The sequence below is a fragment of the Lactobacillus gallinarum DSM 10532 = JCM 2011 genome (genome assembly GCF_001434975.1).
Classification (GTDB): Bacteria; Bacillota; Bacilli; order Lactobacillales; family Lactobacillaceae; genus Lactobacillus; species Lactobacillus gallinarum.
Window position 1 is genome coordinate 34,162 of sequence record NZ_AZEL01000053.1, and the last position, 12,293, is coordinate 46,454.

Sequence of the window (12,293 nt, forward strand, 5' to 3'; positions counted from 1 at the left end):
AATAGTTGAGTATGAGAAAAATGCGTTAAGGGTGGAGATTCTTAACGCATTTTTACATAGAAACATTAATTGCATGCAATCCGCACTTTTGGTATAATTCTAGTGTTGTGAGGTTGCTGAATTAGCTCAGTCGGTAGAGCGTCTCCCTCGTAAAGAGAAGGTCGGCAGTTCGATTCTGCCATTCAGCATCAGAGTACTAACAAAAGACCTGTAATGAAGCCCAGCTTTAGAAGTTGAGTATTCATGCAGGTCTTTTTTTGCACCAAAAATAACTGGTTATAACCACTTTGCAGAAAGCTCTTTCATGATATAATTTTACTCAAAGTGGTACTAACCAGTTAGAAGGTGAGTAAATGAAAAGCCCACTTTATAAAGAATTGATGAACCAATTGGCTTCACATATCAAAAAAGATTATCAACCTAATCAGAAGCTTCCGAGCGAACGAGAACTAGTTGAAATGTTCAAGGTGAGCCGTAGCACTGTGCGTTTAGCACTTAATGAATTGGAAGAAAAGGGTTTAATTTATCGTTTGCATGGTAAAGGGACCTTTGTTGCACCAACTTTTATCAAGCAGCCGAACTTAGGTAGCATGTATTCTTTTAGTAGCCAGATGGAAGGCGAAGGCAAGGAAATATCTACTAAAAATATTTCTCTTAAATTGTGTACACCAGAAAAAGAAATTGCACTGCAATTGAATCTTGCGTCAAATGATCAAGCATATGAATTGATAAGATTACGTTTGGCTGATGGTGAGCCGTTAGTGTATAACCGCACTTATTTGCCAGAGAAGATTTTTCCTAATTTAACTTTAGATGATTTGAATCAAGGGACTTTATATGGAACTTTGAAAAAGAAATATCATCAAATTAGCGTCTTGGCATTTGAAGATGTACAAACAGTTAATCTGACTAAAGAAGCGGCTCAACTTCTTCATGTTAAAGAAAATACGGCTAGTTTAAAAATTAACCGTAAAGCAATAAATGATAAAAACATCCCGATCGAGTTTACACAAGCACTCGCTCGCGGAGATAAATTTGTATATAGATCTAAGCAATATAATGAATAATATGGGGAGAAAAATGATGACATATTTCATTCATGCAGATAAATTCTTTTTAGAAAATAAAACTGAAATTGGTGGTTATTTAGAAGTTGATGATCACGGAAAATTTGGTTTTTATTATCCAGAAGATGAAAAGCCTGAAGGCAAGATTGTTGATTATACCGGTAAATGGATTGCTCCTGGATTAGTTGATACTCACATTCACGGTTTAGTTAATGAAGATTCTATGAAGAGTGACTGGGAAGGAATCAACAAGATTTCTGAAGGTTTACTTAAGGCAGGTGTTACTTCATGGCTTCCAACTACTATTACTGATAGTGATAAACATTTAATTGAAACTTGTGAAAAGTATGCAGCACATAAGGGTGAAGAAACTGGTGCTAAAATTCAAGGCTTACACTTTGAAGGACCTTACTTTACTCCTAAACATGCTGGTGCAGAAAATCCTAAGTATATGCGTGATCCTTCAATTGAAGAGCTTCGCCGTTATGAAGAAGCTTCTGACGGGATGCTAATTAAGATGTCGATGGCTCCAGAACGTAAGGGTTCCAAAGAATTTGTTCGTCAAGCAGTGAAAGACGGCATCATCATTTCATTAGGACACTCAGCCTCAGATTATAAGGATGCCATTGCATGTGTCGAAGCAGGTGCTACTATGTTTTGTCATACTTATAACGGTATGGAACCAATGTCACAACATGCTCCTAACTTGCTTGGTGCTGCATATTCTGCTCGCTTAGTAACCGATGAATTAATTTGTGATGGTCACCATGTATTGGAACCAACTGTCAGAGCTTTAGTACGTGCTAAGGGTCCAGAACATATTTGTTTGATTACTGACTGTATGCAAGCAGGACTCATGCCAGATGGTGATTACATGTTAGGTGAATTACCAGTTTATGTAAAAGACGGCATGGCTCGCTTAAAGGATGGCGATAACTTAGCAGGTAGTATTTTATTGTTGAAGCAAGCTGTAAAGAATCTGGTTGATTGGAACGTTGTTACTCCTGAAGATGCAATTATGATGGCATCATATGTTCCAGCACGTTCAATTAATAAGCTTGATAAATGTGGTTCAATTAAGCCTGATAAGCCAGCTGATTTCATTGTTTTGAATCCAGACATGACTTTGAGTGAGACTTATTTGGATGGTGTATCTAGATATAAGGCTTAAAATAATTATTAGATAGAAAAACAGGTATGCGTTGTCATGATGCATACCTGTTTTTGATTAGATTGATTTTTTAATTACTGCTTGAAGTGCACGTTCCTTCAGTTTATCAGTATCGATATCAGTCTTTTGTTCATAGCCTCGAGCTAAAACATCACACAAATATAATTGCGATACTTGTCCTGAAACCGAACCAATGTTGGTAAATTCACCAACTGTCGTTTGCAGGCGTGCATCCCCAGTTAAATAAATTAATAAAAATGCCAAAAGTTTTGACTGTAGTTAAAAAAGTTTGCTTTTGCATAAAACAAAAGCAGATTTTTTCATTATTAGCAGCGCCATTCAACGCCAGTCATTTTAACATTTTTGTTAGCCTTAATTAGGGCAGCACCGTTGCCGATTTCAACGCCGCCATCTAAGATTCCTTCATCGGAGCGAAGGTTAAGGCTGCCAGCATTATAATCCATCACCATGTTTGGACCCATCAAGGTCATATCATACTTAGAAGTATAAATTTTAAGTCCTTGATCATTGTCTAATTGAACAGGATAGTCCGGATCTTTTTCATCAACCCAAATAATTGAAAAATGTGAGCCAATACTGCAGCCGCCACCCTTGATGGAATATTTGCCGCCGCCATCATCGGTAATTAAGATCAAAGTCTTGTCAGCAATTTCTCTTCTTTTTAAATAATCTAATGCGGAGTCAGTAAATGTGATTTTTAGCATATTCGTTACTTCCTGTCTAAATCTCTTTACTTGTTAACTAGATTATACAAGTAAAAATTAGATAAGAAATTGATTTAGATCAAGAAAAGCCAACTTTTTAGTCGCCCCAGATGACGATCATTTCTTGCCATTCGCCACTTTGACCGATATTACGAAATTCTAAATTGAATACTTTGGCGTTCATATGGTTTTCTTGCCATTTTTCATAAGCTTCATTAGGCATATCTTCAGTTGATTGATACTTAAAAGAATCAACGTGTAAATTTTTAGCTAAAATAGCATTTTTATCATTAAACATAACAATCACTTCTTTTCATATATTATTGTAGTCGATTTTCTAATGGTTGATACAAAAGCAGCTTATAATAGAAGTAAGAAGAAAATGATGTAATAGAAGAGAGGAAGAGCGATGCCACTTTGCCAATTATTTATTGATAAAAACAAATCACAATTTATGTTAATGAAAATGCCTGATGAAGTTACACCTGATAATTATCAAGGTTGGGTAAGTCAAAAAGAAGCTGAGAGTACTATTCAAGCATTTGAATTCCCTCAAAAGTTGCTAGATCAAATTGCTATGGAATATTTAGACGATAGTCAAGGGAGCGCCCCATATGAGGCTAAATATGTCTTAATGAAAGCGTCTGATGAAAATGCATTATTTGTTTCTAGCTTGGAATTAAGTCGTAATGGCGATGAAAAAATGGATGTAATTAGAAATGGTTTATTAATTGTGTTTGATGAAAACGAATTGCAACATTTTAGTGATGTTTTGCAAAAAGCGTGGAATGAAACAAATTAATAGTCTAAAAAAAGATAAGAAGGGGTAAGAATGACCCGTAAAATTGTTGATCAAACTTTTGAAGATGATCAGAAAAAGGATAATTATATTTTTATTTCTGACATTCATGGCAATTTAGAGACAATTGATTTAATTGAACAAGCCAAGAAAGACTATCCATTAGCTCAATTAGTTACCGGTGGTGATTATATTGATGGACGTGAACATGTTAAAGAAGTTTTGGATTATTTAATAGATCAGAAAAACCAAGGTGCCCTTGTTTTATTAGGTAATCATGAACAAATGATGCTTAATTTCGCTGAAGGAACTGAGCATCAAGATGGAATCTGGTTCTATAACGGCGGTGGGAAGACTTTAACCAATATATTTGGCCGGACGCTTTTGCCCGATGAAGTTAGAGAAAGTAAATATTATCGTTTCTTAAAATCATGTCCGACAATGTATGATACACCGCAGATTATTTTTGTTCATGCGGGTGTGCGCCCTGATGAAAAATATAATGATTCCACTACATACAATAAGGTAGTTTATGGTTTGAAGTTTGATTATGACTTTTATCGGATTTGGGCACGAGAAGAATATTGGTATTCTGATCAAGCGGAAAAAATGATTGCCCATAATCGAACTGGTAAAACAATTGTGACGGGTCATACGCCTACAGCTGTTTTAGAAGGTAAATACGATGATGGGCGAAAAATGAAGCAACTGCAAAAGGATGACTGTATTGTTAGAAAAATGCAGTATCCAGGTGAACCAGCCAGAATTTTTACTGATGGTGGATCACATTCTGATCCTTTAATTTATCCACATAATGATGGCAATGTTGTAGTGCTTGATGGAAACGGTGAGGTTGTTTGCGTTTATAATTGGAAAAATCCACAAGGAACAAAGTTTGATGAATAAGAAAAAGCATCCCGATTGGGATGCTTTTTAGATTTAGAGATCAAAAATATTAATTAGTCTTCAACTTTCTTAGCTTCGTTCATAGCCTTCATGATTGAAGGGTTCTTTGAGTGACAATCTTTGATCATTTGTAAATCTTCTTCAGTTAACTTAACTTCGTATTTAGTCATGATTTATTCCTCGCTTTTATTTAAAAATACATTTTTACTATAGCACTTAACTTTCTAACTGGAAAGAATCTATTTTGTTTGCAGTAATATTTCAGCTTGTTAAATACGAACATGCTTTTGCACATAGCAAGTTAAAAATAAAAGTGCTAGAAACCTTGATAGATCAGTATTTTGTATTATCTAAATAAATTTACACTAATGTTACAAATGTTACAATAATGTCATATTAAGTAATATTTTCTTAATGATTGAGTGATATTCTTGTTATGGTTCTGAAACGAAAAGCTTGTAGTATATACGATGTCAATTGAATACAGACAGACGAATAAGTGAAAATTCGTTACTTATATTATTTTTTATAACTTTAAGGAGAGAATTTTTTTGAAGATTAAATCTATCTTAGTTAAGTCAATTGCAGTAGCTGCTATGTCAGTTACAGGTTTAGTAGTAGCAAACAACGCAGGCTCAAACACTGCACAAGCTGCTATCGTCCAAAACGATGCAAGCGTAGTAACTGTAAACTACGTTTCAGATAATTCAATTACTGTATATAACAACTATGAAAACCCAGTAGCAACTGGTCAAACTTTAGCAAGCGACACTTCATGGAAAGTTATCAAGACTGCATACGACTCAAAGGGCCACAAGTGGTACGACTTAGGTAAGAACCAATGGGTTCGTGCTAAGTACGTAACTATTGGTTACCACGCAGCTGCTACCCAAACTCAAACTACTGCTCAAGCTTCAACTCAAGCTCCAGCACAATCACAAACTCAAAATACTCAAACTGCTTCAAATACTAGCGCTTCATCATACACTTCAAACGCATCAGGCTCAGAAGCAAGTGCTAAGGCTTGGATTGCTAGCCGTGAATCAGGTGGCTCATACAGTGCTTCTAACGGTCAATACGTAGGTAAATACCAACTTTCAGCATCATACTTGAACGGTGACTACTCAGCTGCCAACCAAGAAAGAGTTGCTGACCAATACGTACAAAGCCGTTACGGTTCATGGACTGCTGCTAAGTCATTCTGGCAAGCAAACGGCTGGTATTAATCAGTTAAAAACTAAATAACGATTGAATAATAAAAAGGAGGCACTTTTCCAGATTCGGAGGGGTGTCTTTTTTGTAATTTAAAAGACTACGATATAATAAAACTATAATGATGACAGTGCCTAGAAAGTGAGGACAATTATGAAAAAGAAAATGATGGTGACATTGCTCACTAGTGTCTGTTTAATGGGACCAGTTGGCATGCTTACGCAAACTCATCCTCAAGTAGTGCAAGCAGCCAGCAAAGGTAAACTGCGAGTAAAAGGAAATAAGAAAGTACGTCTTTATACCAATCGTGGTAAAAAATCTAAATATTACGCTTATACAAGCAGAACATATTCTTATTCTGCTAAGAAATATCTAAAAATTGGCAAGAAAAAGCATTTAGCTTATAAAATTGGTAATAACTCACATTGGATTTTAGCTAAGAATGCCAAATTGGTGAAGAAGACGGTTGAAAGATATAGTCAAGCCGTTATTAAGTTGCCAAGTGGTTATACACGTTCTGAACTATTAGAAGCATATAAAGGCCACCCAAGTGAAGAATTCATTGCCGCTTCGATGAAGGGCATGGAAGAAAATAATTTCTCACGCGTTGCCACAGGTGAAACTGCAAGCGATAAAAGACTTATCAATCCAGACAAGCTTTCTGCAAGTGAACAACATGAATTAGCTGATTTTTCGTTAAGAGTAATTAATAGTGCTCGTGAACAATTAGGTCTTGAACCTTGGATTTATAGCACTGGCACGCAAGAATTAGCTGATGATATTGCTAATGAATATGAAGAACACGGCCGTAGCATTAAAGATCAAGGACATTATGTGGAAGGTATTGTTAAAGCTTGTCAAAAGCATGGTCTTGAACTAGATGATAACTATGTAGAAGATATGGCCGGCTTTACTATTAATAAAACTACTATGCCAATGGGTGAAATGAAGCGCAACGTTTACTTTGGCTTAAAACAAATGATTTTTGGTTTTGCCGGATCTGGTGAAGATGAGCGTAAAAACAAGTCTTTGTACCGCGAATGGGAACATGCAGGTGACTTGTTCAATACTCAAGGATCAAGTCATGATGGCGATCATAATTATTATGGCTTTAGTATTTCTAAGACGGGCAAGATTTATTCAATGCACTTCATTAGCGTTCCAACTTTTATTGTGGGAAGTGAAAAGTACAACACCAACTTTAGGCCGTAAAAGTTAAATTAAGCACGTATTAAGCGTGCTTTTTTGATATGATAGATAAAAAATACTACGGAGGAAGCAATGAAAAAAACTTTATATTTACTGCGACACGGACAGACATATTTTAATTATTATCACAAGGTGCAAGGAAGGTGTGATTCTCCATTAAATGAGATGGGAATTCGTCAAGTAGAGATGGCACGCGACTACTTCCAAAAAAATAATATTCATTTTGACAAGGCTTTTTCATCAACCCAAGAACGTGCTTGTGACACTTTGGAGATTGCTACAGATCATCAAATGCCATATAAGCGATTAAAGGATTTGCGTGAAAAATGTTACGGTATTTTTGAAGGTCGAGATGAATTTTTGCTTCCTTGGAATTACAATAATCCTAATGTTGATCCAACTATGGAAAAGGACGAAGATGTTGTTAATAGAATGCATCGTGCAGTTGTGGAAATTTTAGACAACATCAACGATGGCGAAACTGCATTGATTGTTGGCCATGGTGACATTTTGGCCAAATATGTAAGAGATGTTGCTGATCCTAACTTTGCTGGTTTTGCCAATGCTTCTATTGTTAAGTTGTCAGTTGATGGTAAAAATGTTCATTTGGATAAGTATGTATGGCCTGCGGAGGGTTTGAAACAAATTTAAATGGCGATAAATTTATATTTAGTACGACATGGACAGACATTATTCAATGCCCAACAAAGAATGCAAGGTAGCTGTGACTCTGCTTTAACTAAGTTAGGTATTAAGCAGGCTGAAGCTTTGCGTGATTATTTTAAGAAAAAGCAAATAGTATTTGATAAGGCTTATTGTTCAACGCAGGAGCGCGCTAGTGATACGCTAGAAATTATTGTTGGTCCTGAAATGGATTATGAACGTTTGAAGGATTTAAAAGAGAAAAATTATGGACCATTTGAAGCTAAGAAAAACTTTTGGTGGCCGCTTATGAAGTTTAGATCCGGTTCAATGGAAGATAATCGTGAAGTGGTTGAACGAATGGAGCGCGGAATTAATTTGATCTTGCGGGATGCCAAAGACGGCGAAAATATTTTAGTAGTCGGTCATGGCGATAGCATGAGTCGGTATATTCGTGAAAAGGCTGGCAACCACAGGTTCCATGGCTTTCACAATGCTGAATATGTTCAACTGAAGAGCAACGGACATGAAGTTGAATACGTAAAAAGCTGCTGGCCTGCTAAAAAATTAAAAATTGAACAATTAACTGAAAAATAAAGAGTTCATTTTTTTACATTAGCTTATAATTAAGTATGTAAAGAATAAAAAACGAGGCAAGAAAAATGGATGAAACACCAATTTTTAAAATTACTAAATTAAATATTGCAGAAAATGATCGCGATGAATATATTCGCAAGGCCGAAAAGTATATGCGCGATTCTATCCCAGCTGAAGAAGGAACTTTAGTAATTGGCAGCGCTCATGATGATGCTAAGGGTGAAGACAATTACAAGATCGAATTATTCCGTAACAAGGAAGCTGAAGACGTGCACATCGCATCAATGTCAGCAGTAGATTTTGAAGAAACTGTAGATAGCATTAGCACTGACAAGAAGATCATCAACTTAAAGCCAGAAGTAATCACTACTCATGCACAAAAGGCTTTGAACAGCTATGCAGATAATTTCGTTATGCGTCTGGTAACTGTTGAAGTTAAAGAGAAAGATGCTGAAAAGTTCTCACATTCAGTTAAGAAGGAAATGACTACCAGCATTGCATCTGAACCAGGTATGGAAATTATGATGTCAGGTACTAACAAGGATGATCCTAACGAATGGAACTTTGTTGAAGTTTATGCAAACGATGAAGCATATGATAAGCATGTACAAAGTCCTCAATATAAGGAATATATTGAAGAAACTGATGGTATGGTTATTAGAAGAGATGTTAAGACTCTTGTACGTGATGCATTGGCAACTCAAGGTGCAATTGTGTTAGATTAATTTTGAAAAAGGGATGCTGCCGTAAGGTGGTATTTTTTTGTAGGGTAAAATATGACAGAAACAATTATTTTTGCTCACCGAGGCTTGCCGGTGAAGTTTGCAGAAAATTCTTTAGAAGGGTTTCGCTATGCAGCAAAGCATGGTGCAGAAGGCGTTGAGTTTGACGTGCATATGACTAAAGATAAAGTCCCCGTAGTTATGCATGACGAAGAGATTGATCGGACAACTGATGGTAGTGGCTATATCAAGGATTATACGTTGAATGAGATCAGGAAGTTTCATCTGAAAAATGGTGAGCCTGTACCTATGTTGAGAGAACTTTTTGAAATTTTGCAGGATAAAGATTTGTACATTAACTTAGAGTTCAAGACTAATAAGATTCACGATAAGGGAATCGAAGCTATTGTTTTGGCACTAGTAAAAGAGTATCACTTCGTGCATCCCATTATCTTTTCGTCTTTTAATTATCAAACGTTAAAAAACTGCCAGCAAATCGATCCGCATCAGCAATATTGCTTTTTAACCAAAGTTCCGGTTATTTTTCCACAAAGATTTGTTAGAAAAAATCATTTTGCGGCAATTCATCCACATTGGTACTTGCAAAGCAAAATTACACAGCGCATTTGGACTGTGGATAATCCTAAATTGGCTAAAAAATATATGAAACGCGGCGTAGCAGGCATTTTTACCAACAATTTTGAATTAATGAATCAGTTGAAAAAAGATTATTGAAGTATAATGAAAAAGAAAGTGAAAAAAAGAGGTGATAAAAGTGGCAACTATGAAGGATGTTGCTCAAAGAGCAGGGGTAGGAGTAGGTACGGTTTCTCGTGTGATTAATCATGTGCCAGGAGTTAAAGAAAGTACTCTAGTTAAGGTTAATCAAGCAATTAAAGAATTAAATTATATTCCAGATGAATATGCTAGAGGATTGAAGACCAATTCCTCAAGAACCATAGCTCTTATTTTGCCTTCAGTTTGGCATCCATTTTTCTCAGAATTCGCTTATTATGTAGAAAAACGTTTAGATAATGAAGACTATAAAATATTATTATGTAATTCTAACGGTAATCCAGCAGAAGAAGCAAAACATATTAAGATGCTGAAGCAAAATAAAATTGATGCAATTATTGCGATTACTTACAGTGATATTGGTCAATATATTTATTCCAATATTCCATTCGTTAGTTTAGACCGTTATTTTGATAAAAAAGTATCTTATGTTACATCGGATAATTATGAAGGCGGAAAATTAGCTGCTAAAGAATTGCTAGAGCATGGTGCTAGAAACTTAGCTTATGTTGGTAGTCATAGTAAATATCTTAATGGGACTATGCTAAGAAGAGATGGTTTTAGAGATTATCTCGAGGATATGGGAATTGATTATAAAGAGATCTTTTTGCAAGAACCTGTAAAAGACTTTACACCGTATTTTTTAGAGATGTTAAAAGATAATCCAGAAATTGATGGAATTTTTTGTCATACTGATTTATTATTGTTGAAATTAAGAAAAATTTTAAATCAATATGGATATAGAGTTCCTGAAGATATTCAATTAATAGGATTTGATGGGATGAATTTGTCCTCAGATCTTCCATTAGGGATATCTACAATTGCCCAACCTGTTGAGCAATTGGCCAATGGTGCAGTTGACTTAGTTTTACGCAAAATTGCGGATCCTAGTTTGAAAAATGAAGCTAAAATGTACCCAGTAAGATATGTTGATGGAAATACCACAAAATAACTGTTGACAAGCTATGAAAGCGGTATTATTATTTAAATGTAAGTTGAAACGTTTCCAAAAAAGGAAATGAAAATAGTTTTGTGCTAATGATTATTTTTTAAGGCAAAAATAGAAACGTTTCAATTAATTGGAATTATGTTAGAGCTAAGAAGCGTTTTATTTTTTCGAATAGAATTGAAACGTTTCAAAGGAGAGATACTATGGAAAAGTGGAAATTAGGAGTTGCAACAGTTGCCGCTATTGCAGCACTAGGTTTAGCAGGATGTAGCAATAACCAAGGGAGCAGCAACAGTAAGAACGTGACAATGTGGGTACACGTTTCAAATACTGACCCTGAAGGTAAGGCTCTTCAAAAGAATGTTAATGACTTTAATAAAGAAAACAAACACGGCTATAAAGCCAAAGTTCAATTTATTCCACGTTCTGGTTCAGGTGGTGGTTATGAAGATAAAGTTAATGCCGCTTTGAACTCCGGAAGTTTGCCAGATGTTTTAACTTTGGATGGTCCTAACACTGCTGCTTATGCTCATTCAAAGATTATTCAACCAATTGATAAATATATTACTAACAAGAAAGATATCTTACCAACCATTATTAAACAAGGTACTTATAAAGGTAAGTTATATGCTGCTGGCTATTCAGAATCAAGCATCGGCATCTATTACAACAAGAAGATGTTCAAAGAGGCTGGGATTAAAGATTCAGAAATTGCTACTTTGAAGCATCCATGGACTTGGACTCAATTTAAAGATATTTGTAAGAGACTTAAAAATCACTTCCATGAACCAGCAATTAATATGAACTTGAATGACCACTCAGAAATGGCTCTTTATTCATTAGCACCATTTGTATGGTCAGCTGGTGGTAGCATTACTAATCCTGCTGGCACTAAGGCAGTTGGCTACTTTAATTCCAAGCAAACTACTTCAGCCTTCCAATTAATTCAAGACATGGTCAAAGATGGTTACACTACTATTTCACCAAAGGATAAAGGTTTTGAAACTGGCAAATATGCCATGATGATGACTGGTACTTGGGAAGTTCAAACTTTGCAAAACCAATACAAGAATTTGCAATGGGGCGTAATGCCATATCCTGTATCTCCAGCTACTCATAAGCAAGTTTCACCAACAGGCTCATGGCAATACGCAATGTCTTCTACAGCTAAGAACAAGAAGGCAGCTGGTGCTTTGATTAACTTCTTAATGAGTAAGAAGTGTATGTACCGCAGCGATATGGCTAACACTGTTTTGCCAGCACGTAAGAGTGTATCTAAGATGATGATGCCTAAAGTTAATGAACAAATGAGATTCTTCATTAAGCAAAACCAAACTACGGGTCATGCTCGTCCAGTTTTAGTTAACTACCCACAAGTAACTAGAACATTTGCTGATACTGTTCAAAACGTAACTTTGTACAAGAAGAATCCTAATGTTCAAAAGGTAATGAACGAACAAGCTAAAGTTATTCAAAAGTACCTTCAGAAATAGAGAAGT

Annotated in this window: 15 protein-coding genes and 1 tRNA gene; 13 read left to right on the forward strand and 3 right to left on the reverse strand. The window is 35.6% G+C overall.

Annotation, left to right across the window (positions count from 1 at the left end; all coding sequences use genetic code 11):
- Positions 1-115: 115 nt before the first annotated feature.
- From FC37_RS07420 to nagA, 3 genes are all read left to right on the forward strand, one after another.
- A tRNA-Thr gene (locus tag FC37_RS07420) sits at positions 116-188 on the forward strand.
- A gap of 165 nt (positions 189-353) precedes the next feature.
- Positions 354-1,067: a GntR family transcriptional regulator gene (locus tag FC37_RS07425; protein WP_025006074.1), complete on the forward strand. Its 714-nt coding sequence runs from the start codon at positions 354-356 to the stop codon at positions 1,065-1,067.
- A gap of 16 nt (positions 1,068-1,083) precedes the next feature.
- Positions 1,084-2,238, forward strand: a complete 1,155-nt coding sequence (gene nagA, locus FC37_RS07430; protein ID WP_025006073.1) for an N-acetylglucosamine-6-phosphate deacetylase — start codon at positions 1,084-1,086, stop codon at positions 2,236-2,238.
- 57 nt (positions 2,239-2,295) lie between these two features.
- Here the strand turns inward: nagA and FC37_RS07435 are convergent, their stop codons facing one another.
- The 3 genes from FC37_RS07435 to FC37_RS07445 form a co-directional block, all read right to left on the reverse strand.
- On the reverse strand, positions 2,296-2,502 hold the full coding sequence (locus tag FC37_RS07435; RefSeq protein ID WP_025006072.1) for a hypothetical protein: 207 nt from the start codon (positions 2,500-2,502) through the stop codon (positions 2,296-2,298).
- A gap of 62 nt (positions 2,503-2,564) precedes the next feature.
- A complete protein-coding gene (locus FC37_RS07440; protein ID WP_025006071.1) occupies positions 2,565-2,963 on the reverse strand; it encodes an iron-sulfur cluster biosynthesis family protein in 399 nt (132 codons plus the stop codon).
- A 97-nt stretch (positions 2,964-3,060) separates the two neighbouring features.
- Positions 3,061-3,261 (reverse strand): hypothetical protein, encoded by a 201-nt coding sequence (locus FC37_RS07445; RefSeq protein WP_025006070.1) that lies wholly within the window; start codon positions 3,259-3,261, stop codon positions 3,061-3,063.
- Between the two features lie 111 nt (positions 3,262-3,372).
- On the opposite strand from FC37_RS07445, the gene FC37_RS07450 reads away from it, so the two are divergent.
- The 10 genes from FC37_RS07450 to FC37_RS07495 all read left to right on the forward strand — a co-directional run bounded on the left by FC37_RS07450 (position 3,373) and on the right by FC37_RS07495 (position 12,287).
- On the forward strand, positions 3,373-3,765 hold the full coding sequence (locus tag FC37_RS07450) for a hypothetical protein (protein ID WP_025006069.1): 393 nt from the start codon (positions 3,373-3,375) through the stop codon (positions 3,763-3,765).
- A 30-nt stretch (positions 3,766-3,795) separates the two neighbouring features.
- Positions 3,796-4,668, forward strand: a complete 873-nt coding sequence (locus FC37_RS07455; RefSeq protein ID WP_025006068.1) for a metallophosphoesterase family protein — start codon at positions 3,796-3,798, stop codon at positions 4,666-4,668.
- 551 nt (positions 4,669-5,219) lie between these two features.
- Positions 5,220-5,894 (forward strand): aggregation-promoting factor, encoded by a 675-nt coding sequence (gene apf / locus FC37_RS07460; RefSeq protein WP_025006067.1) that lies wholly within the window; start codon positions 5,220-5,222, stop codon positions 5,892-5,894.
- A 139-nt stretch (positions 5,895-6,033) separates the two neighbouring features.
- On the forward strand, positions 6,034-7,092 hold the full coding sequence (locus FC37_RS07465; RefSeq protein WP_025006066.1) for an SEC10/PgrA surface exclusion domain-containing protein: 1,059 nt from the start codon (positions 6,034-6,036) through the stop codon (positions 7,090-7,092).
- Between the two features lie 69 nt (positions 7,093-7,161).
- Positions 7,162-7,740, forward strand: a complete 579-nt coding sequence (locus FC37_RS07470; protein WP_025006065.1) for a histidine phosphatase family protein — start codon at positions 7,162-7,164, stop codon at positions 7,738-7,740.
- Positions 7,741-8,328, forward strand: a complete 588-nt coding sequence (locus FC37_RS07475; RefSeq protein WP_025006064.1) for a histidine phosphatase family protein — start codon at positions 7,741-7,743, stop codon at positions 8,326-8,328.
- Positions 8,329-8,393: 65 nt separating this feature from the next.
- Positions 8,394-9,053 carry a putative quinol monooxygenase gene (locus FC37_RS07480; RefSeq protein ID WP_025006063.1) on the forward strand — a complete coding sequence of 220 codons (660 nt, stop codon included), beginning with the start codon at positions 8,394-8,396 and terminating at the stop codon, positions 9,051-9,053.
- 51 nt (positions 9,054-9,104) lie between these two features.
- Entirely contained in the window at positions 9,105-9,785 is a 681-nt protein-coding gene (locus FC37_RS07485) for a glycerophosphodiester phosphodiesterase family protein (RefSeq protein ID WP_056945584.1), read from the forward strand.
- 40 nt (positions 9,786-9,825) lie between these two features.
- Complete coding sequence (locus FC37_RS07490; protein WP_025006062.1) at positions 9,826-10,797, forward strand: LacI family DNA-binding transcriptional regulator; 972 nt, start codon at positions 9,826-9,828, stop codon at positions 10,795-10,797.
- Between the two features lie 200 nt (positions 10,798-10,997).
- A complete protein-coding gene (locus FC37_RS07495; RefSeq protein ID WP_025006061.1) occupies positions 10,998-12,287 on the forward strand; it encodes an ABC transporter substrate-binding protein in 1,290 nt (429 codons plus the stop codon).
- The last annotated feature ends 6 nt before the right edge of the window (positions 12,288-12,293 follow it).

Coding starts and splice junctions, on each gene's coding strand:
- FC37_RS07425 (WP_025006074.1), top strand. CDS start 354: ATGAAAAGCCCACTTTATAAAGAATTGATGAACCAATTGGCTTCACAT.
- nagA (WP_025006073.1), top strand. CDS start 1,084: ATGACATATTTCATTCATGCAGATAAATTCTTTTTAGAAAATAAAACT.
- FC37_RS07440 (WP_025006071.1), bottom strand. CDS start 2,963: ATGCTAAAAATCACATTTACTGACTCCGCATTAGATTATTTAAAAAGA.
- FC37_RS07445 (WP_025006070.1), bottom strand. CDS start 3,261: ATGTTTAATGATAAAAATGCTATTTTAGCTAAAAATTTACACGTTGAT.
- FC37_RS07450 (WP_025006069.1), top strand. CDS start 3,373: ATGCCACTTTGCCAATTATTTATTGATAAAAACAAATCACAATTTATG.
- FC37_RS07455 (WP_025006068.1), top strand. CDS start 3,796: ATGACCCGTAAAATTGTTGATCAAACTTTTGAAGATGATCAGAAAAAG.
- FC37_RS07465 (WP_025006066.1), top strand. CDS start 6,034: ATGAAAAAGAAAATGATGGTGACATTGCTCACTAGTGTCTGTTTAATG.
- FC37_RS07470 (WP_025006065.1), top strand. CDS start 7,162: ATGAAAAAAACTTTATATTTACTGCGACACGGACAGACATATTTTAAT.
- FC37_RS07475 (WP_025006064.1), top strand. CDS start 7,741: ATGGCGATAAATTTATATTTAGTACGACATGGACAGACATTATTCAAT.
- FC37_RS07480 (WP_025006063.1), top strand. CDS start 8,394: ATGGATGAAACACCAATTTTTAAAATTACTAAATTAAATATTGCAGAA.
- FC37_RS07485 (WP_056945584.1), top strand. CDS start 9,105: ATGACAGAAACAATTATTTTTGCTCACCGAGGCTTGCCGGTGAAGTTT.
- FC37_RS07495 (WP_025006061.1), top strand. CDS start 10,998: ATGGAAAAGTGGAAATTAGGAGTTGCAACAGTTGCCGCTATTGCAGCA.